This is a genomic window from Pseudomonas shiyinii (assembly GCF_056725765.1).
Genome location: NZ_CM161522.1, coordinates 5,035,293 through 5,055,169 on the forward strand (window position 1 = coordinate 5,035,293; position 19,877 = coordinate 5,055,169).

Here is a 19,877-nt window from a genome sequence, read left to right on the forward strand (position 1 = left end):
TTCATGAAATCCGCCCGCGAGCCTTGAGCGAAAGGGAGTGGAAGTGAACAATGTTCTCTTTCGCATTTACTTCGAGACTGGCCATGACTTCCCGCTCCCGTCCGTTCGCCTGGCTGCCGGCCCTGTTGCTGGCGCCAGTGTTGGCGCTGTGCAGCACTTCGGCACTCGCCGAATCCCCCGCCGAGGCTGCCAAGGCGTTGCACCTGCTCGATTACATCGGTGCCGACTACCCACCGACCGTGCACGACGGCAAGGTGGTGGACGAAGGTGAGTACCGCGAGCAGCAGGAGTTCAGCACCGTACTGGCCGACTTGCTCCAGGGCCTGCCGGAAAATGCCGAACGCCCAGGGTTGGAGCAGGGCGTCGCAGCGCTGCGCCAGGCCATCGACCAGCGCCAGGACGGAGCGCTGGTCGCCAAGCAGGCTCGCCAACTGGGCGCACGCCTGGCGGTTGCCTATGAAGTCAGCCAGGCACCGGTCATCACTCCTGACCCGGCCCGCGGTGCCGCGTTGTACGCGCAGAACTGCGCGATCTGCCATGGCGACAGCGGTGCCGGCGACGGCCCTGCCGGGGTCGGGCTCGAACCACCGCCTGCCAACCTGCGCAGTATCGAGCGGCTCGACCAGCTGAGCCTGTTCGACCTCTACAACACCCTGGCCCTGGGGATAGATGGCACCGAGATGCCGTCGTTCGCCGACCAACTCGACGAGCGTCAGCGTTGGGACGTGGCGGCCTATGTGGCCAGCCTGACCGCCGATCCGCAGGCCGCCAAGGCGGGCAAGGCCTGGAACCTGGCCGACCTGGCGCGCCAGACGCCGGCCGAAGTCGCGGCCAGCGAAGGCGCCGATGCCGTGGCCGGCTTCCGCGCCCAGCGGGCCCAGCCTCCGCAGGTCCAGCGTGGGCCGGCGCAGTTGCTCGAGTACACCGCCAGTACCCTGGACAAGAGCCTCGCCGCCTACCGCGATGGCGATCATGACCAAGCCTATGACCTGTCGGTGGCCGCCTATCTGGAAGGTTTCGAACTGGTCGAAAGCTCGCTGGACAACATCGATACCCAGGCCCGCAAGGACACCGAAAAGGCCCTGATGGCATACCGTCAGGCGCTGCAGGACGGCCTGCCGGTCGCCCAGGCCGAACGACGCCTGGCCGAGGCCAAGGCCAAGCTCGATGGCGCGGCCAAGTTGCTGGGCAGCGATGGACTGAGCTGGTCCCTGAGCTTCGTTTCCGGCCTGCTGATCCTGTTGCGCGAAGGGCTCGAGGCGATCCTGGTGCTGGCCGCGATCCTGGCCTTCCTGCGCAATACTGGCCAGCAGTCAGCGGTGCGCAGCGTCAATATCGGCTGGGGGCTGGCGCTGGTCGCAGGCTTTGCCACCTGGGCCCTGGCCGCTTATGTGATCGACGTCGGCGGCGCCCAGCGCGAGCTGCTGGAAGGCTGCACGGCACTGTTCGCCGCAGTGATGGTCCTGTGGCTCGGTGTGTGGATGCATGATCGACGCCATGCCGCAGCCTGGCAGGACTACATCAAGAGCAGCCTGGTCAGCGGCGGGGGGCGCTTTGGCTTTGCCGTGCTGGCGTTCTTCTCGGTGTACCGCGAGCTGTTCGAGGTGATCCTGTTCTACGAAACCCTGTGGCTACAGGCAGGCCCAGCTGGCCACAACGCCGTGCTGGCCGGTGGCGCCACGGCGTTGGTGCTGCTGGTGGGCTTGGCCTGGGTGATCTTGCGCGGGTCGGCCAAGCTGCCGCTGGCGCTGTTCTTCAGCATCAACGCGGCGCTGCTGTGCGCGTTGTCGGTGGTGTTCGCCGGGCATGGCGTCAAGGCGCTGCAGGAAGCCGGCGTGCTGGGAACCCGGCCGGTGCCCTTCTTCGAGTTCGATTGGCTGGGCATCCATGCCGACGCCTACTCGCTGGGCGCACAGGTGGTGGCGTTGCTGGCTATCGTCGTGCTGTACGGGCGCAGCCGTCTGGCCGAAAAGCGCCGGCCCGCGGCGAGCTGAAGGCGTACTATGGGCACTTTCAGCCCCGATTTCCAAGGAATACCCATGCGTGTATGGATCGACGCCGACGCCTGCCCCAAGGCGGCCAAGGACCTGATCGTCAAATTCGCTCTCAAGCGCAAGTTCGAGGTCGTCCTGGTGGCCGGCCAGGCCCAGATCAAGCCCGCGTTCGCCTGTGTGCGGCTGATCGTGGTTCCCAGCGGCATGGATGCGGCTGATGACTACTTGGTGGAGAACGCCGTGCCGGGCGAGTTGGTGATCTGCAGCGACGTGCCGTTGGCCGACCGGCTGATCAAGAAAGGTGTGGCAGCGCTGGACCCGCGAGGGCGCGAGTTCGACGAGCGCAACATGGGCGAGCGGCTGGCGGTGCGCAACCTGTTCACCGAGCTGCGCGAGCAGGGGCAGGTCGGGGGCGGGCAGGCGCCTTATGGCGAGCGGGAGAAACAGGCGTTCGCCAATTCGCTGGACCGGATACTGACTCGGCTATTCAAGGGGTGAGTGGTGCAGCACCTTGTGGGAGCGGCGCACCGCCGCCCCCCACAAGGTGTCAGAGGCCTATTACTGCTCACCTTCGTGAGTCAGCTCCAGCACCCTATCCACCAGCTTGTAGATCCCACCGGCCGCCTCGCTGATCGACTTGGCGAGCATGTAGGCTGGGGTGGTCACCAGCTTGCGCTGGGTATCTTCGACGATGTCATGTACATCACAGTCTTCGTGGGTACCGCCCATTTTCACCACCGCTGCGCTGGTGTCGGTATCGTTGCCGATGGTGCAGACCACGCCTGGGCCATAGATCTTCGCCGCCAGCGCCGGGGAAATGCAGATCAGGCCAACCGGCTTGCCGGCTTCGGCAAACGCTTCAGCCAGCGCCAGCACGTCCGGGTTCACCGTGCAGTTGGCGCCTTCGACCGCAAAGTTGGACAGGTTCTTCGCCGCGCCGAAGCCACCCGGGACGATCAAGGCGTCGAAGTCCTCGGCCTTGGCCTCGCGGATATCCTTGATGTCACCGCGGGCGATGCGCGCCGATTCCACCAGCACGTTGCGCGACTCCGGCATTTCCTGGCCGGTCAGATGATCGATCACGTGCATCTGCGCAATGTTCGGCGCGAAGCACTGCACCTGGGCGCCACGCTGATCCAGGCGCAGCAGGGTGATCACGCTTTCATGGATCTCGGCGCCATCGTAGACGCCGCAGCCAGACAGAATCACCGCAACTTTTTTTTGCATGCTCATTACTCCAGTGTCGAGGCGCTAACTGTCCTCTAGTTTGGCAGAACTCGTCACAGGGTTTCCCGCGCAGAGGCCGAAATCCTGTCTATTTGGAGTGCAGCGGCGGGGGCATGTTCCACGCCTGAACAGCGTATTGATGGCGCGAGGGGCGCTAGTGCTGGTCTGGGCCCTGTTCCTGGGAAACCGCCTCCGAGGCTTGGCTTGCCGCAGCCGCCTTGCGCTCGGCACGCAGGGTGCGGAAGCGTCGGCGCAGCCAGAGCAGGCCGCCCAACAGCAACAGGCCGCCGAGTACCCAGAGTTCATATTTCTTGACGTTGCCCAGCATGCCTTCGAGGATGGCGCCGAAGTGGTAGGCCGCCGCGCCCAAGGCCAGGGCCCAGACCGCCGCACCGATGCCGTTGAGCAGCAGGTAGCGGCGTGGCGGGTAGCCGGACAGGCCGATGGCAACCGGCATCACCGTGCGCAGGCCGTAGACGAAGCGAAAGCTCAGTACCCAGATGTCCGGGTGGCGCCGAATGTGATCCAGGGCCCGGTCGCCCATCGCTTGCCAGCGCGGCTTGCGTGCCAGGATCGCGCGACCATGTCGACGGCCCATGAAGTACCACAGCTGGTCGCCGGCGTAGCTGCCGAAGAACGCCGTGAGCACCACCAGATTGATGTCCATGTAACCGCGGAACGCAAGGAAGCCCGCAAGAACCAGGATGGTCTCGCCTTCAAAAAACGTGCCGAGAAAAAGGGCAAAATAGCCGAAATCCTGCAGGAATTGTTGAAGCATTTTCTGGGGTGCTAGCGAAATGAACGCGAAGCCTACCCCTTCGCGCGCGTTCGGGAAAGTGTCCAACTGTGTCTCGGCGTGAACATTTCCTACAAGAAAGACGACTTAGGCCGTCAGTCACAAGGTGCCTTTGGCTGTCATCCAGGCGTCATAATGGCTGCTTATAACTGTCGCGCCAGCCCGCCAGCGCGGGTTCAGGAGCCTTATCGTGAGCTTGCCTCGCTACCCATTCGTCCCTGGTCGCCTTCTTGCGCCGCGACGTTCGGTCCCATTTCCCGCCCGGCGGGCCCGCAAAAATGACAAAGCGGTCGTTTCGCGTCGCAATGGACTTCAAACCAGCGAACACCGATGGCATCCTGACTCATTTCACCGCGCGTGCCGCTCAATTATCGAGAGGGTCGTAACGCCCTCCAGGAACGTCAGATGAATAACGAAGTGCTAACACCTGTCGCGATCAAGGATGCCCAGGCGGTTCCCGAAGAAATGGTACAGACCCCGCCGGACCTGCCGGAGGCTGCACAACCTGAAGCTGCGGCTCCAGCGCCTGCACCGGCCCCGGCGGTCACCATTCCAAGCCTGGACGACAGCAGCCTGTACATTCATCGCGAGCTTTCGCAACTGCAGTTCAACATCCGTGTGCTGGAGCAGGCACTGGACGAGTCCTACCCACTGCTCGAACGCCTGAAATTCCTGTTGATCTTCTCCAGCAACCTGGACGAGTTCTTCGAGATCCGCGTGGCTGGCCTGAAGAAGCAGATCACCTTCGCCCGTGAACAGGCCGGGGCCGACGGCCTGCAGCCGCACCAGGCCTTGGCGCGTATCAGCGAGCTGGTGCACAGCGAGGTGGAGCGCCAGTATGCGATTCTCAACGACGTGTTGCTGCCGGAGCTGGAAAAGCACCAGATCCGCTTCATCCGCCGTCGCCACTGGAACACCAAGCTCAAGACCTGGGTGCGCCGTTTCTTCCGCGACGAGATCGCGCCGATCATCACCCCGATCGGCCTCGACCCGACGCACCCGTTCCCGCTGCTGGTCAACAAGAGCCTGAACTTCATCGTCGAGCTCGAGGGCGTCGATGCCTTTGGCCGTGACTCGGGCCTGGCCATCATCCCGGCCCCACGCCTGCTGCCCCGGGTTATCCGCGTGCCGGAGGAGGTCGGTGGCAGCGGCGACAATTTCGTGTTCCTGTCGTCGATGATCCACGCCCACGCCGATGACCTGTTCCAGGGCATGAAGGTCAAGGGCTGCTACCAGTTCCGCCTGACCCGCAACGCGGACCTGGCGCTCGATTCCGAAGATGTCGAAGACTTGGCTCGCGCCTTGCGCGGAGAGCTGTTCTCGCGTCGTTATGGTGACGGCGTGCGCCTGGAAGTGGCCGACAATTGCCCGAAACACCTGTCCGACTACCTGCTCAAGCAGTTCAGCCTGAGCGAGAGCGAGCTGTACCAGGTCAACGGCCCGGTCAACCTGACCCGCCTGTTCAGCATCACCGGCCTGGACAGCCACCCGGAGCTGCAATACACGCCATTCACCCCAGCCATTCCGAAGATTCTGCAAAACGCCGACAACATCTTCAGCGTGGTCGGCAAGCAGGACGTGTTGCTGATGCACCCGTTCGAATCCTTCACCCCGGTGGTCGACCTGCTGCGCCAGGCCGCCAAGGATCCGCATGTGCTCGCCGTGCGCCAGACCTTGTACCGCAGTGGTGCCAACTCCGAGATCGTCGATGCGCTGGTGGACGCCGCGCGTAACGGCAAGGAAGTCACAGCAGTGATCGAGCTGCGTGCGCGTTTCGACGAAGAGTCCAACCTGCAGATGGCCAGCCGCCTGCAGGCCGCGGGTGCGGTGGTGATCTATGGCGTGGTCGGTTTCAAGACCCACGCCAAGATGATGCTGATCCTGCGCCGCGAGCAGGGTGAGATCGTGCGCTATGCCCACCTGGGCACCGGCAACTACCACGCCGGCAACGCCCGCCTGTACACTGACTACAGCCTGCTGACTTCCGACGATGCCCTGTGCGAAGACGTCGGCAAGCTGTTCAGCCAGCTGATCGGCATGGGCAAGACCCTGCGCATGAAGAAGCTGCTCCATGCACCCTTCACACTGAAGAAGGGCATGCTCGACATGATCGCGCGGGAAACCCAGTTCGCAGTCGAGGGCAAACCGGCGCACATCATCGCCAAGTTCAACTCGCTGACAGACGCCAAAGTGATCCGCGCGCTGTACAAGGCCAGCCAGGCCGGTGTGCGCATCGACCTGGTGGTGCGTGGCATGTGCTGCTTGCGCCCTGGCATCCCGGGGGTTTCGCACAACATCCAGGTGCGCTCGATCATCGGCCGCTTCCTGGAGCACACGCGGGTGTTCTACTTCCTCAATGGCGGTGAGGAGCAGATGTTCCTGTCCAGCGCCGACTGGATGGAGCGCAACCTCGACAAGCGTGTCGAGACCTGCTTCCCGGTGGAGGGCAAGAAGTTGATCCTGCGGGTGAAGAAGGAACTCGAAGGCTACCTCACCGACAACACCCACGCGTGGATCCTGCAGCCGGACGGCCGCTATGTGCGCAGTACGCCGACCGGTAACCAGAACCCACGCAATGCCCAGGCGGCCTTGCTCGAGCGCTTGAGCAACCCGGTGCTGAACGTTCGATAGCGGGGGGGTGCGTTGCGGCCCCCTCGCGGCACAAGGCCGCTCCTTGTATCTCGACTTTCGCCTTCCAAGAGGCGAAAGTTCTCGACTGATCATCGAGGGAGGGTCATGAAGCGGAGCCGCTCCAAGGGCATCGAGCCCGTATTGTAGATAACGCTCAGACCCTCCAACCCCACTCGAACAGTTCGAACGGTATCTAGTGCCCGCCCCCGGCGTGAGCACGCATTCACAAGGTTGAACCGAGTGCTGGGTGATCGAACTTTCGTTGTCTGAAGGAGAAGATCATGTCTGTTGTTGTTGGCGTCGATGTAGCCAAGCGATCCTTCGATATTGCGACTCCACTTCCCAATGGGAAGGTTCGCACCAAGGCCAAGCTGTCCAATGATCCGAGTGGTTTTGAGCAGTTCGCAACCTGGCTTGAGAAACATGCCGAACCGCGTGCCTGGGTTGTCATGGAGGCTACTGGCACTTATCACGAGGCGCTTGCCGATTGCCTTCATGCCAAGGGTTACCGGGTGTGCATTCTGAATCCCGCCGTAATTGCCAAGTTTGCCGAGGCCGACCTTCGACGCGTCAAAACCGATAAGGCTGATGCCAAAGTTATTGCTGCTTATGGCCAGCAAAAACAGGATGAGCTCCGTCAGTGGGAGCCTGAGCCGCCAGCTCAGCGGCGTTTGCGGGCCTTAGTACGGCGTCTGGACGACCTGAAAGAAATGCAGCAGATGGAGCAGAACCGTCTGGATGTGGCGCAGACAGCTGTGCAGGAGTCAATCAGAGCTGTAATTGGGCATATCACCGAAGAAATAGAGAAAACCCGCAAGGCGATTGAGCAGACGATCGATGACGATCCGGATCTGCGCCAACGGCGAAAACTGATTACATCGATTGATGGTCTGGGTGATACCACAGCCGCACTGATCCTCGCAGAACTGGGTGATCCGCTGAAATACGAAAGCCCGTCAGCCATTGTTGCGTTTGCAGGTCTGAACCCGATGATCCATCAATCGGGGGAGAAGATTGGCCAATCGACCATTTCTCGCACAGGAGCGCCGAGGCTGCGCGCCGGCTTGTGGATGTCAGGCACGGTCTCGATCAGACACAACCCGGTCGTGAAGGCACTGGCAGAGCGTTTGAACAGCCGGCGTAAAGCCTATAAGCAGATAGTTTGCGCTGCTATGCGCAAGCTTTTGCACCTGGTGTATGGCGTGGTGAAGTCCGGTAAACCGTTTGACCCTCAAATCGCCCTTGCGGGGTGAGGGTCAAGACGGTATCTACAGGGTGTTGCGTTCTCTGTAGAGCGGCCTTGTGCTGCGAGGGGGGCAAAGCCCCCTTGCTAATCTCAGGTCGAACTTAACGCACGCTAAGCACGAAATTGACCCGCGCCAGCCACTGCGCCTCGTTGGCGAAGTCGGCCTGGGTCAGTTGGTTTTCTTCCAGCCAGCCGTCGGGGAACACCACTTCCAGGCTTTCCTCGCCAGCATGCAGCTCCACTTTCGGCATCTGCTGGTTGCCACGGATGTGGTGGAACAAGATGGCGAAGCGCAGCAGTACGCACAGGCGGATCAGCTGGATGCCTTCATCGCCGAATTCAGCGAACTTGTCTTTGGGAATGTTGCGCCGGTGGCCGCGCACCAGCAGGGCGAGCATCTGCTGGTCTTCGCGGGAGAAGCCGGCCAGGTCGGAGTGCTCGATCAGGTAGGCGCCGTGCTTGTGGTAGTGATAATGCGCGATATCCAGGCCTATTTCGTGCACCTTGGCTGCCCAACTCAGCAGATCGCGCCAGTTCCCTTCCTCGAGGTTCCATGCCTTGGCCACCTGGTCGAAGGCATGCAATGCCTTGCGCTCGACCCGTGCCGCCTGGCCGTTGTCCACGTGGTAGCGTTCCATCAGTGAGTTCAAGGTGCGTTCGCGCACGTCCTCGTGGTGATGGCGGCCCAGCAGGTCATACAGCACACCTTCGCGCAGAGCGCCGTCGCAGTGGTCCATGCGCTGCAGTTCCAGGGCATCGAAGATAGCCTCGAGGATCGCGAGGCCTGCCGGGAAGATGGCGCGGCGGTCCGGCTTGACGCCCTCGAAGTCGATCTTGTCGGTTTCGCCCAGCTTGAACAGCTTGCGCTTGAGCGCGGCCAGGCCGTCGGCGTTGACCTCGCCGTTGCCCATGCCGTTGGCCTTGATGGCCGCACCGATGGCGCGAATGGTGCCCGAGGAGCCAATGGCCTCGTCCCAGGTCAGACGGTGCAGGGCATTCTCGATGCTCATCAGCTCCAGGCGCGCAGCAGTGTAGGCCTGGGCGTAGCGCGCCGGGGTGATCTTGCCGTCGCGGAAATAGCGCTGGGTGAAGCTGACGCAGCCCATCTGCAGGCTCTCGCGCAACAGCGGTTCGAAGCGTTGGCCAATGATGAACTCGGTGCTGCCGCCGCCGATGTCGGCGACCAGGCGCTTGCCGGGGGTGTCGGCCAGGGTATGGGAGACGCCCAGGTAGATCAGGCGCGCTTCCTCGCGGCCGGAAATCACTTCGACCGGGTGGCCGAGGATGGCTTCGGCGCGCTGGATGAATTCGTTGCGGTTGCGCGCTTCGCGCAGGGCGTTGGTGCCGACGATGCGCACGGCGCCCGCGGGCATGCCGTTGATCAGTTGGGCGAAGCGCTTGAGGCAGTCCAGGCCCCGTTGCATGGCTTCTTCGCTGAGCTGGCGTTCTTCGTTGATGCCGGCGGCCAACTGCACTTTTTCCCCGAGCCGCTCGAGAATGCGGATTTCGCTGAGGTGGGCCTTGGCCACGACCATATGGAAGCTGTTGGAGCCAAGGTCGATGGCGGCGATCAGAGACAGGTTCTTCGCGGTGGTATGCGGCATGATCTCGATGTTCTCGGTCGATAACCCAGCAATCCTGCCATGATCCATGGCTGGCGCCAACGCATTACAATGCCGGGTCTTGATGCAGGGCAAGGTGCCACGTACTGCCAAGACATTGATGTGTCTGCTTCGATACGTGGCGTCTTGCACAACTATAGTTACCCTCAATCGCCAACGACTTCCTGTAGGGCGTGGCTGCGGCTATGATGGGCAACGTTTTTTATTGCTTACGACCTTGGAGATTTCCATGAGCGACAAAATCAAACACGTCACCGACGCCAGCTTCGAAGCCGAGGTACTGCAGGCTCAAGGCCCGGTGCTGGTCGACTACTGGGCCGAATGGTGCGGCCCATGCAAGATGATCGCTCCGGTCCTGGACGACATCGCTGCCACCTATGAAGGCAAACTGACCGTCGCCAAGCTGAACATTGACGAAAACCAGGAAACTCCGGCCAAGCACGGCGTGCGCGGCATCCCGACGCTGATGCTGTTCAAGAACGGCAACGTCGAGGCGACCAAGGTCGGCGCCCTGTCCAAATCCCAGCTGGCCGCGTTCCTCGACGCCCACCTGTGATATGAAAAGGCCCCGCGAATGCGGGGCTTTTTTTGGCCTGAAGGATTTGTGGAAGTGGGTTTGCCCGACAATTCACTGGTGTTCCCACAGCTGCCTTCGCAGGTAAACCCGCTCTCACCGGGCATGATTTACCCAGCCAAAACCACTAGACGTCGAAAAAAGCAAGTGTTACATTCGGCCTCGCACTGCTTCTCCAGTGCCCTCTGCACGCCGTCGCCGAAGCATCCCTAATTCGAATCAGTACGCGATCCTGTCGCCATCTTGCGGCGCGGCCTCATTAAGCCAACGCTTAATTTCTCCCTTCTTACATGATTACGTCACTCCCCTTATGAACCTGACAGAACTCAAGCAAAAGCCGATTACCGATCTGCTGGAAATGGCCGAACAGATGGGCATCGAAAACATGGCCCGTTCGCGCAAGCAGGACGTGATTTTCGCCCTGTTGAAGAAGCACGCGAAAAGCGGCGAAGAGATCTCGGGTGACGGCGTGCTGGAAATTCTCCAGGATGGTTTCGGTTTCCTGCGTTCGGCAGATGCGTCCTATCTGGCCGGCCCTGACGACATCTATGTCTCGCCTAGCCAGATCCGTCGCTTCAACCTGCGCACCGGCGACACCATCGTCGGCAAGATCCGCCCGCCGAAGGAAGGGGAGCGTTACTTCGCCCTGCTGAAGGTCGACACCATCAACTTCGACCGTCCGGAAAACGCGAAGAACAAGATCCTGTTCGAAAACCTGACGCCGCTGTTCCCCAACGAGCGTCTGAAGATGGAGGCCGGCAACGGCTCCACCGAAGACCTCACTGGCCGCGTCATTGACCTGTGTGCCCCGATCGGCAAGGGCCAGCGCGGGCTGATCGTCGCCCCGCCGAAGGCGGGCAAGACCATCATGCTGCAGAATATCGCGGCCAACATCACCCGTAACAACCCCGAGTGCCACCTGATCGTCCTGCTGATCGACGAGCGCCCGGAAGAAGTGACCGAGATGCAACGCACCGTGCGTGGCGAAGTGGTCGCTTCCACCTTCGACGAGCCGCCGACCCGCCACGTGCAAGTAGCCGAGATGGTCATCGAGAAGGCCAAGCGCCTGGTCGAGCACAAGAAGGACGTGGTCATCCTGCTCGACTCCATCACCCGTCTGGCCCGTGCCTACAACACCGTGATCCCGAGCTCCGGCAAAGTGCTGACCGGTGGTGTCGACGCCCATGCCCTGGAAAAGCCAAAACGCTTCTTCGGTGCCGCCCGTAACATCGAGGAAGGCGGTTCGCTGACCATCATCGCCACCGCGCTGGTCGAAACCGGCTCGAAGATGGACGAGGTGATCTACGAAGAATTCAAGGGTACCGGCAACATGGAACTGCCGCTGGACCGCCGCATCGCCGAGAAGCGCGTGTTCCCGGCCATCAACATCAACAAGTCCGGTACCCGCCGTGAAGAGCTGCTGACCGCCGACGACGAACTGCAGCGCATGTGGATCCTGCGCAAGCTGCTGCACCCGATGGATGAAGTCGCGGCCATCGAGTTCCTGGTCGACAAGCTCAAGCAGACCAAGACCAACGACGAGTTCTTCCTGTCGATGAAGCGCAAGTAAGCGTTTCTAGCTGGAATTGATTGGGGCTGCTTTGCAGCCCATCGCGGGACAAGCCCGCTCCTACAGGTATCACACCGATCCTGTAGGAGCGGGCTTGTCCCGCGATGGGGTGCGAAGCGGCCCCGATTCATTTTCGCCCCAACAAAACGCCGAACGGCGCTACACTCAGCACCCCCGACCGATACGGCCAACCACGAGGCACATGCATGCAGTATCGCGACTTGCGCGACTTCATCCGTGGCCTGGAACAGCGCGGTGAACTCAAGCGCATCCAGGTTCCGATATCCCCTGTCCTGGAAATGACCGAAGTCTGCGACCGCACGCTGCGCGCCAAGGGCCCGGCGCTGCTGTTCGAAAAGCCCACCGGCTTCGACATGCCGGTGCTGGGCAACCTGTTCGGCACGCCGGAGCGCGTGGCCATGGGCATGGGGGCCGAGTCGGTCGACGAACTGCGTGAAATCGGTAAGCTGCTGGCCTTCCTCAAGGAGCCAGAGCCGCCGAAGGGCCTGAAGGACGCCTGGTCCAAGCTGCCGATCTTCAAGAAAGTCGTATCGATGGCCCCGAAGGTGGTCAAGGATGCGGTATGCCAGGAGGTGGTGGTCGAAGGCGAGGACGTCGACCTCACCCAACTGCCCATCCAGCACTGCTGGCCGGGCGACGTGGCGCCGCTGATCACCTGGGGGCTGACCGTCACCCGTGGCCCCAACAAGGACCGCCAGAACCTCGGTATCTACCGTCAGCAGCTGATCGGCCGCAACAAGGTGATCATGCGTTGGCTGAGCCACCGGGGCGGTGCCTTGGACTACCGTGAATGGTGCGAAAAGCACCCCGGCCAACCGTTCCCAGTGGCCGTGGCCCTGGGCGCGGACCCGGCGACCATCCTCGGCGCCGTGACGCCGGTGCCGGATACGCTATCGGAATATGCCTTCGCCGGCCTGCTGCGCGGTAACCGCACCGAGCTGGTCAAGTGCCGGGGCAGCGACCTGCAGGTGCCGGCCACCGCCGAGATCATTCTCGAAGGCGTGATCCACCCGGGCGAAATGGCCCCGGAAGGCCCTTACGGCGACCATACCGGCTACTACAACGAAGTGGACAGCTTCCCGGTGTTCACCGTCGAGCGCATCACCCACCGCCAGAAGCCGATCTACCACAGCACCTACACCGGCCGTCCGCCGGATGAACCGGCGATCCTGGGCGTGGCGCTGAACGAAGTGTTCGTGCCGATCCTGCAGAAGCAGTTCCCGGAAATCGTCGACTTCTACCTGCCGCCGGAGGGGTGCTCGTACCGCATGGCGGTGGTGACCATGAAAAAGCAGTACCCGGGCCACGCCAAGCGCGTGATGCTGGGTGTCTGGTCGTTCCTGCGACAGTTCATGTACACCAAATTCGTTATCGTCACCGACGACGACATCAACGCCCGCGACTGGAACGACGTGATCTGGGCCATCACCACGCGCATGGACCCCAAGCGTGATACGGTGATGATCGACAACACGCCGATCGACTACCTGGACTTCGCGTCACCGGTATCGGGCCTGGGTTCGAAGATGGGCCTGGACGCCACGCACAAGTGGCCGGGCGAGACTACACGCGAATGGGGCCGTGCCATCGTCAAGGACGAGGCCGTCACCCGCCGTATCGATGAGCTGTGGGATCAGTTGGGAATAGATTGATGCAGGTAACCTTGCAGCCGTCCGGGGCGGTATTGGCAATCGAGCCCGGGGAGAGAATTCTGGACGCCGCGCGGCGCCTGGGCTACGACTGCCCGAACAGCTGCCGCAACGGCAATTGCCACGCCTGTGCTGCCTTGCTGGTGGAAGGGCGGGTGCGTCAGGAAGGTGAAGTGCGCGACCACGGCGAGCTGTTCACCTGCATCGCCGAGCCGCTGGAAGATTGCGTATTGCTCTGGGACGGCGTATTGGCCCTGGGTGAGCTGCCGGTGCGCAAGCTGGCCTGCACCGTGAGCGAATGCGTAGAGGTCGGTGGCGACGTCTGGCGTGTGCGCCTGCGTGCACCGGCAGGCAAGCCGCCCCGCTACCATGCTGGGCAATACCTGATGATCGAGCGCGACGGCGCCGACAAGGCCGCCTTCTCCCTGGCCTCGGCGCCCCATGGCGGGCGGGATCTGGAGCTGCACGTGCTGGCGCGGGAAAACAGCGCTCTGCAGCTGCTGGCCCAATTGCAGCGCGACGGTGTCGCGCGCATCGAAATGCCGTTCGGCGACACTCATCTGGCTGAGCTGCCGGACGGGCCACTGGTGCTGATCGCCGCCGGTACCGGCATGGGCCAGATGCACAGCCTGGTCGAGCACTGCCGTGCCCAAGGGTTCAAGCATCCGGTACACCTCTATTGGGGGGTGCGTCGGCCCGAGGATTTCTACCAGATCGAGCACTGGGCCGAATGGCAACGCCTGCCCAACCTGTTCCTGCACAAGGTGGTAAGCGACCTGTGCAGTTGGGAGGGGCGCTGCGGGTTGCTGCATGAGGCGGTCTGCGAAGACATCGCCGACCTGAACCAGGTGCATGTCTATGCCAGTGGTTCGCCGAACATGGTCTACGCCACCCTAGATGCCCTGGTCGAGGCGGGCATGGACGCGCATCGCATGCGCGCCGATGTGTTTGCCTACGCCCCCCGAGGCTGAAAGTGCACGGCACACTGTAACGGTGTGCCGTTCTTTATAACTCGCGTTACCCTAAAGGATTATAAGGCGCTTATTATTGCGGGCGCTGTTAATAACTTTCGCCCTCCACGGAACAATACCCGTCTATATTGATTCCATGGCAGTCAAGTACGGAGCGCAGGCTGTACAAGGGGCTTGAATGCGCGGTGCTTTCTGCCGTACGGTAAGTCCAGCGAAGCGCCATTGCGTTACAGTGATGGCCTTCGGAAGTTTACGGGGAATCATGGCGGCAGCATCATGTCGACACTTGAAAGTTCGTCCTGGCAGGTAACTTATCCTCCTTCGCTGGATTTCGGGCAGCAACTGACCCGCGACCAATTACACCATTCAATGAAACTGACCATGTCGCGCCATGAAGGCGGGCCGGTGTGGTTGTTCGCCTATGGGTCATTGATCTGGCGACCAGAGTGCAATTCGGTCGAGCGTCAGCGGGCCCGGGTCCATGGCTATCACCGAGGGCTGTATTTGTGGTCCCACGAGCACCGTGGCACACCGGAGTGTCCAGGGCTGGTGTTCGGGCTGGACCGAGGTGGTTCGTGCAGCGGCTTTGCCTACCGCCTGGATGAACGCAACCTGGACGATTCGTTGATGGCCCTGTGGCAGCGGGAGATGCCTTACCCCGCCTATCGGCCGCACTGGCTTAGCTGCCGGTTGGGTGATGGCAGCAAGGTCCAGGCGCTGGGCTTCGTGTTGGAGCGTCACCTGCCGTGCTATGCGGGGAACCTGCCAGACACCCTGCTCAGCCAGATCCTGGCCAGCGCCAAGGGGCGCTATGGCAGCACCCGCGACTATGTCGAGCAGACACTAAATGCCTTGCGCAGCCACCAGATGCCGGATCGCAACCTAGAAGCGCGCTTCCACCGGTGCCATAACCTGCGTGAGGTATAGGCAGGCCTGACCCATCGCGGGACAAGCTCCCACAAGGGCTGCACCGCCTTTCTGTAGGAGCGGCCTTGTGCCGCGATGGGCTGCAAAGCAGCCCCGTGCCTAGCGAGCCACCACCACCAACTTGCCCACCGCCTGCCGCTGCGCCAACCGCTCGATGGCCGCCCCGGCCTCGGCCAGTGGATAGGTCTGCGACACCAGCGGCTTGACCTTGCCCTCGGCATGCCAGGCAAACAACTGTCGGAAGTTGGCAGCATTGTCTTCAGGCTGGCGCTGGGCAAACGCACCCCAGAACACGCCAATCACCGCCGCGCCCTTGAGCAGTGTCAGGTTCACCGGCAATTGCGGTATGGTCCCGCTGGCAAACCCCACCACCAGCATCCGACCGTTCCACGCCAGGCCTCGTACCGCCTGCTCGAACAGTTCGCCACCGACTGGGTCGTAGACCACGTCCACGCCCTGGCCGCCGGTCAGGCGCTTGATTTCGTCGCGCAGGCTGGCCTGGCGGTAGTCGATCAGCTCATCGGCTCCTGCTGCTTTGGCTGCCGCGAGCTTTTCGGCGTTGCTGGCAGCGGCGATCACACGGGCGCCCATGGCCTTGCCGATCTCCACCGCCGCCAGGCCAACGCCTCCCGATGCACCCAGTACCAACAAAGTTTCCCCGGCCTTGAGCTGGCCACGTTGGGCCAGTGCGTGCATCGAGGTGCCGTAGGCCATGCCGAAGGCCGCAGCGGTGGTGAAATCCATGGTGGTGGGGATCGGCAACACATTGTAGAAGGGCACGGCCACCTGCTCGGCGAAGGCCCCCCAGCCGGTCAGGGCCATGACCCGGTCACCGATTTTGAAATCGCCTGCCTTCTCTCCGATTGCAGCCACCACGCCCGCAGCCTCGCCGCCTGGCGAGAAGGGCAGAGGCGGTTGGAACTGGTACTTGCCTTCGATGATCAAGGTGTCGGGGAAGTTGACGCCTGCGGCGTGCACGTCCAGCACGATCTCGTTGCGCTTGGGGGTCGGGCTCGCCACCTCTTCGAGCACCAGGTCGCTCGCCGGGCCGAGGGTCTTGCACAACACTGCTTTCATCGGGGCTATTCCTTTGCGTGCGTTGGCCGATAAGTGTAGGAGGGGCGCAGGCCAGGTCAACGAGCATGGCCCGCCCTGATGGGGCGGCATAAGCCCGGGCTTGGGTTTGAACGGTGTGCTGGGTAAGCTGGCGCCAATTGTATTGAGGAGCGAATTCGTGAAAGCGTGGATCTTGATGATGCTGGCCCTGCTGCTGCCGGCCATGGCGATGGCCGAGGAAGGCAAGGACGGTGAGCCCAAGGTTTCCTACATCAACCTCAGCCCACCTTTCGTTGGCAACTACGCCCTTGATGGCGGCCCCAAGCTGCGCGTGTACAAGGCCGACGTGGCCTTGCGTGTGACCGGCGACGCTGCGGCTGCTGCGGTCAAGCACCACGAGCCGCTGATTCGCAACCAGCTGGTGGCACTGTTCACCCAGCAGGGGCTGGAAAACATGAGCAATGTCGAGGCCAAGGAGAAGCTGCGCCAGGAAGCGCTGAAGCAGGTGCAGCAGGTGATGGAGAGCGAGGAAGGCAAGCCGATCGTCGAAGACCTGTTGTTCAACAACCTGATCGTGCAGTGAATGGCTCTAGATAACGCTTGGCCGTGAGATCGAACGCCGCCCACGCGGCGCTCGATCGGAAACGCGTCGCGACACTCACGCCAAACTCAGCGCGCCAGCGCAACAATCGCCGCCCACTGCTCGGCATTCACCGGCATCACCGACAACCGGCTGCCCTTTTGCACCAGCGGCAATTCGGCAAGCGCGGCTTGTTGCTTGAGCAGCCCAAGCCCCAGTACCTGCTCGAACGTTTTCACGTGAGTGACGTCGACCGCGCTCCAAGGGTTCTTCTCGGCGTTGGCCTTGGCGTCGAAGTAGTGGCTTTCGGGATCCAGGGCGGTCGGGTCGGGGTAGGCCGCTGCGCTGATGCGGGCGATCCCGGCGATCCCGGGCTGTGGGCAGCTGGAGTGATAGAAGAAGAACTCGTCACCGACGTTCATGGCACGCAGGAAGTTGCGCGCCTGGTAGTTGCGCACCCCGTCCCAGCGCGCCTGGCCGAGGCGTGCCAGGGCATCGATGGAAAGCTCGTCGGGCTCGGATTTCATCAGCCAATAGGCCATGGAGACGGCTCCTGAAAAAATTTGAAATAACATGTTGCATGAAACCGACAGTCGGTTGACGTCAAGGTTTGCGTGTCGCCTCACGTTGTCGGAAAATGCGCCGATTTTAAAGCTCGACGCTCCGGCAGCACCAAGAAGGTTGCCGAGCCTGACTGTTTGCCTTAGGGGGGCATTCATCCATGAACCAACGCAAACCGGACTTGCTCTGGATCCTGGTCTTCATCTTCGGCCTGGGTGTCGTCACCACGGGCTATGCGCAGAGTTTCTGGGAGCGTAAGGCTGACGCTGCCTATCAGATGCCGGTCGAGCCTACCCAGCAGCAGCGCTGATTCCGTCGCTGGCACCGGTCAAGCCGGTGCCAGGTACCAACCGCGGTCCGAGACCGTCCCCTTGAGCGGTACATCCCAACTGGCCTGGGCCAGGCGTTCCACCTTCTGGCATTCGTGGGCAAGGCCCAGCAGCAGCGGTTTCTTCCACGCCTTGCGTCGTGCCTGGTAGGCCAGGCTGCGGTCATAGAAGCCGCCACCCATGCCCAGGCGCCCACCGATTTCATCGAAGCCGACCAATGGCAGCAGGATCAGGTCCAGCGACCAGATCGGCCGTTGGCGCTTGCGTTCGATCAGCGGCTCTGGAATGCGGAAACGGTTGGGCCGCAGCTTCTCGCCTTGCTCGAAGCGCTGGAAGACCATGCGCGTGCGTGGCCAGGCATGCAGCACCGGCAGATAGGTGCGCTTGCCGCGTCGCTGGGCCTCGCGCAGCAGCAGGCGCGGGTCTATCTCGCCGTCATTGGGAAGGTACAGGGCAATGTGCCGGGCGCGGCGAAACAGGGGGTGCTGGGCCAGCTGACGATACAGGCCGAGCGAAGCCTGGCGTTGCTGGGCAGGTGTCAGCGCGCGGCGGGCATTGCGAAGCAGGCGGCGGAGTTGAGGGCGGGTGAGCGGCGCGGTGTCGGTCATGGCACGTGCGTTCCCAGGTGTACCGGCCGCCATGGCGGCCAGACGAAATTGCCCGCCGGGGGAGGCGGGCAAGCAAGAATTCAGGCTCCCCGATGAAACCGCTATCGGTGTAGCCCTTGAACCCGAAAGTTCAAGGTGGAGATTGCAGGGGGCGTTAAGGCTTTCCGTCGGGCGGACATGCACACCGGCCCCAGCGTGCAACCCCCGTGGTTGTGCGTATCGGCTCAGGGACATAACCGACTGGCGCATCCCCCAGGGAGTGGCGCCAGTATACCAATCTCAGCCGATTTTGGTATCCGTGTCGTCGGACAGCGCCTGGTCGACTCGCTCCAGCAAGTCGCGCACCTGCTCCCGGGTGGTGCCGCTGGCAGCGACATCCGGGCGCTCCTGGCGATGCAGCAGTTCGTGGGTGATGTTCAGCGCGGCCATGACGGCGATGCGGTCGGCGCCGATCACCTTGCCGCTGCTGCGGATCTCGCGCATCTTGCCATCCAGGTAGCGCGCGGCGCTGACCAGGTTGTTGCGTTCTTCCGGCGGGCAGATGATCGAGTATTCCTTGTCGAGGATCTGGACGGTGACGCTATTGCTTGAACTCATGAGTCTTGCTCCAGGGCCTTGAGGCGTAAAATCATCGACTCGACCTTGCGCCTTGCGATCTCGTTCTTTTCGATGAGGTGGGCGCGCTCCTCGCGCCAGGATTTTTCCTGAGCTACTAGGAGTGCATTTTGGCGTTTTAGTTGCTCGACACGCTCGATGAGCGATTCGAATCGGCTCATCAGTGCCTGCAGGTCGTTCTCTGGCATGGGTTGCACTCGATTCGCTCCCTCGTTGACTGCCCGGCGATCATGCCTGTTCCGGGGGCGGTACGGCCAGTGCTGATGGTCTTGGCGCGCCTGCCGGTGCTAGGATACAAGGTCTTCATTCTAGTCATTGCGCCGCTTGGCGCCTAGCTGCCCATGCCCAATACCCAATCGCCCTACACCGCCTTCGCCTCGCTGCTCGCCAGCAACGGCCACCCTGTTTCCCCAGCCGAACTGCACGGCCTGCTGATCGGCCGCAGCTGCGCCGGCGCAGGTTTCGATGCCGACGCCTGGCTGGCCGATGCCGCCGGCGCGCTGGAAAACGAGCCTGAAGACAACGTGCGCGCCGCACTGATCGGCCTGCAGGAAATGGTCAAGGCCGAGCTCACCAGCGAAGACGTCGCCATCGTCCTGCTGCTGCCCAGCGACGAAGCCCCGCTCGCCGAGCGTGCCACTGCGCTGGGCCAATGGTGCCAGGGCTTCATTACCGGCTTCGGGCTGAACGCCGGTGGCAAGGACTTGTCCACCGATGCGAAGGAGGTGCTCCAGGATCTGGTGGCCATTTCGCAGGTCCAGGAAGCGCTGGAGGAGTCCGAAGACGGCGAGAGCGACTACATGGAAGTCATGGAGTACCTGCGTGTCGCGCCCCTGCTGCTGTACACGGAGCTGGCCAAGCCGGCCGCGCCCGCGCCCAAGCCATCGCTGCACTGATATT

The 19,877-nt window shown here is 62.5% G+C and carries 20 protein-coding genes and 1 other RNA gene; 12 read left to right on the forward strand and 9 right to left on the reverse strand.

What is annotated here, in order from left to right; all coding sequences use genetic code 11:
• The first annotated feature begins 50 nt into the window (after positions 1-50).
• Both ACXHGZ_RS22775 and ACXHGZ_RS22780 read left to right on the forward strand, forming a co-directional pair.
• Entirely contained in the window at positions 51-1,994 is a 1,944-nt protein-coding gene (locus ACXHGZ_RS22775) for an FTR1 family protein (protein WP_480461697.1), read from the forward strand.
• 45 nt (positions 1,995-2,039) lie between these two features.
• Complete coding sequence (locus tag ACXHGZ_RS22780) at positions 2,040-2,492, forward strand: YaiI/YqxD family protein (protein WP_480461698.1); 453 nt, start codon at positions 2,040-2,042, stop codon at positions 2,490-2,492.
• 60 nt (positions 2,493-2,552) lie between these two features.
• Here ACXHGZ_RS22780 and elbB read toward each other — a convergent pair whose 3' ends face one another.
• Both elbB and ACXHGZ_RS22790 read right to left on the reverse strand, forming a co-directional pair.
• Positions 2,553-3,221, reverse strand: coding sequence for an isoprenoid biosynthesis glyoxalase ElbB (elbB, locus tag ACXHGZ_RS22785; RefSeq protein WP_480461700.1), 669 nt, complete (start codon positions 3,219-3,221; stop codon positions 2,553-2,555).
• A 154-nt stretch (positions 3,222-3,375) separates the two neighbouring features.
• On the reverse strand, positions 3,376-3,999 hold the full coding sequence (locus tag ACXHGZ_RS22790) for a DedA family protein (protein WP_084856582.1): 624 nt from the start codon (positions 3,997-3,999) through the stop codon (positions 3,376-3,378).
• A gap of 423 nt (positions 4,000-4,422) precedes the next feature.
• Here ACXHGZ_RS22790 and ppk1 point away from each other — a divergent pair, with 423 nt between their 5' ends.
• A complete protein-coding gene (ppk1, locus tag ACXHGZ_RS22795) occupies positions 4,423-6,648 on the forward strand; it encodes a polyphosphate kinase 1 (RefSeq protein WP_084856580.1) in 2,226 nt (741 codons plus the stop codon).
• 281 nt (positions 6,649-6,929) lie between these two features.
• A complete protein-coding gene (locus ACXHGZ_RS22800) occupies positions 6,930-7,901 on the forward strand; it encodes an IS110 family RNA-guided transposase (RefSeq protein ID WP_480460242.1) in 972 nt (323 codons plus the stop codon).
• 94 nt (positions 7,902-7,995) lie between these two features.
• Here the strand turns inward: ACXHGZ_RS22800 and ppx are convergent, their stop codons facing one another.
• Positions 7,996-9,498 carry an exopolyphosphatase gene (gene ppx / locus ACXHGZ_RS22805; protein ID WP_084856626.1) on the reverse strand — a complete coding sequence of 501 codons (1,503 nt, stop codon included), beginning with the start codon at positions 9,496-9,498 and terminating at the stop codon, positions 7,996-7,998.
• Between the two features lie 247 nt (positions 9,499-9,745).
• Between ppx and trxA the strand changes: the two genes are divergently transcribed.
• The 5 genes from trxA to ACXHGZ_RS22830 all read left to right on the forward strand — a co-directional run bounded on the left by trxA (position 9,746) and on the right by ACXHGZ_RS22830 (position 15,228).
• Positions 9,746-10,072 (forward strand): thioredoxin TrxA, encoded by a 327-nt coding sequence (gene trxA / locus ACXHGZ_RS22810; RefSeq protein WP_056794137.1) that lies wholly within the window; start codon positions 9,746-9,748, stop codon positions 10,070-10,072.
• A 328-nt stretch (positions 10,073-10,400) separates the two neighbouring features.
• A complete protein-coding gene (rho, locus tag ACXHGZ_RS22815) occupies positions 10,401-11,660 on the forward strand; it encodes a transcription termination factor Rho (RefSeq protein WP_043212134.1) in 1,260 nt (419 codons plus the stop codon).
• A 206-nt stretch (positions 11,661-11,866) separates the two neighbouring features.
• A complete protein-coding gene (gene ubiD / locus ACXHGZ_RS22820) occupies positions 11,867-13,333 on the forward strand; it encodes a 4-hydroxy-3-polyprenylbenzoate decarboxylase (protein ID WP_023382977.1) in 1,467 nt (488 codons plus the stop codon).
• Positions 13,333-14,301 (forward strand): CDP-6-deoxy-delta-3,4-glucoseen reductase, encoded by a 969-nt coding sequence (locus ACXHGZ_RS22825; protein ID WP_480461702.1) that lies wholly within the window; start codon positions 13,333-13,335, stop codon positions 14,299-14,301. The genes ubiD and ACXHGZ_RS22825 overlap by 1 nt, the downstream gene beginning before the upstream one ends.
• A 276-nt stretch (positions 14,302-14,577) precedes the next feature.
• Positions 14,578-15,228, forward strand: a complete 651-nt coding sequence (locus ACXHGZ_RS22830; protein ID WP_084856575.1) for a gamma-glutamylcyclotransferase — start codon at positions 14,578-14,580, stop codon at positions 15,226-15,228.
• Between the two features lie 99 nt (positions 15,229-15,327).
• Here ACXHGZ_RS22830 and ACXHGZ_RS22835 read toward each other — a convergent pair whose 3' ends face one another.
• The gene (locus ACXHGZ_RS22835) at positions 15,328-16,305 is read right to left on the reverse strand and encodes an NADPH:quinone oxidoreductase family protein (RefSeq protein WP_480461703.1); all 978 of its coding nucleotides are present in this window, start codon (positions 16,303-16,305) and stop codon (positions 15,328-15,330) included.
• A gap of 157 nt (positions 16,306-16,462) precedes the next feature.
• On the opposite strand from ACXHGZ_RS22835, the gene ACXHGZ_RS22840 reads away from it, so the two are divergent.
• Complete coding sequence (locus tag ACXHGZ_RS22840; protein WP_480461705.1) at positions 16,463-16,867, forward strand: flagellar basal body-associated protein FliL; 405 nt, start codon at positions 16,463-16,465, stop codon at positions 16,865-16,867.
• An 86-nt stretch (positions 16,868-16,953) separates the two neighbouring features.
• On the opposite strand, the gene ACXHGZ_RS22845 is transcribed toward ACXHGZ_RS22840, so the two are convergent.
• A complete protein-coding gene (locus ACXHGZ_RS22845) occupies positions 16,954-17,406 on the reverse strand; it encodes an EVE domain-containing protein (protein ID WP_480461707.1) in 453 nt (150 codons plus the stop codon).
• A gap of 179 nt (positions 17,407-17,585) precedes the next feature.
• Here ACXHGZ_RS22845 and ACXHGZ_RS22850 point away from each other — a divergent pair, with 179 nt between their 5' ends.
• Complete coding sequence (locus ACXHGZ_RS22850) at positions 17,586-17,735, forward strand: hypothetical protein (RefSeq protein WP_172403010.1); 150 nt, start codon at positions 17,586-17,588, stop codon at positions 17,733-17,735.
• An 18-nt stretch (positions 17,736-17,753) separates the two neighbouring features.
• On the opposite strand, the gene ACXHGZ_RS22855 is transcribed toward ACXHGZ_RS22850, so the two are convergent.
• The 4 genes from ACXHGZ_RS22855 to ACXHGZ_RS22870 all read right to left on the reverse strand — a co-directional run bounded on the left by ACXHGZ_RS22855 (position 17,754) and on the right by ACXHGZ_RS22870 (position 19,165).
• Positions 17,754-18,362: a 5-formyltetrahydrofolate cyclo-ligase gene (locus ACXHGZ_RS22855; protein WP_084856568.1), complete on the reverse strand. Its 609-nt coding sequence runs from the start codon at positions 18,360-18,362 to the stop codon at positions 17,754-17,756.
• 82 nt (positions 18,363-18,444) lie between these two features.
• Positions 18,445-18,624, reverse strand: a non-coding RNA gene (ssrS, locus tag ACXHGZ_RS22860) — 6S RNA.
• 17 nt (positions 18,625-18,641) lie between these two features.
• Positions 18,642-18,959 (reverse strand): cell division protein ZapA, encoded by a 318-nt coding sequence (locus tag ACXHGZ_RS22865; protein WP_480461708.1) that lies wholly within the window; start codon positions 18,957-18,959, stop codon positions 18,642-18,644.
• Complete coding sequence (locus tag ACXHGZ_RS22870; RefSeq protein ID WP_084856565.1) at positions 18,956-19,165, reverse strand: TIGR02449 family protein; 210 nt, start codon at positions 19,163-19,165, stop codon at positions 18,956-18,958. Before ACXHGZ_RS22870 ends, ACXHGZ_RS22865 begins: the two co-directional genes overlap by 4 nt.
• Before the next feature lie 153 nt (positions 19,166-19,318).
• Here ACXHGZ_RS22870 and ACXHGZ_RS22875 point away from each other — a divergent pair, with 153 nt between their 5' ends.
• A complete protein-coding gene (locus ACXHGZ_RS22875) occupies positions 19,319-19,873 on the forward strand; it encodes a YecA/YgfB family protein (RefSeq protein WP_480461709.1) in 555 nt (184 codons plus the stop codon).
• Positions 19,874-19,877: the final 4 nt, after the last annotated feature.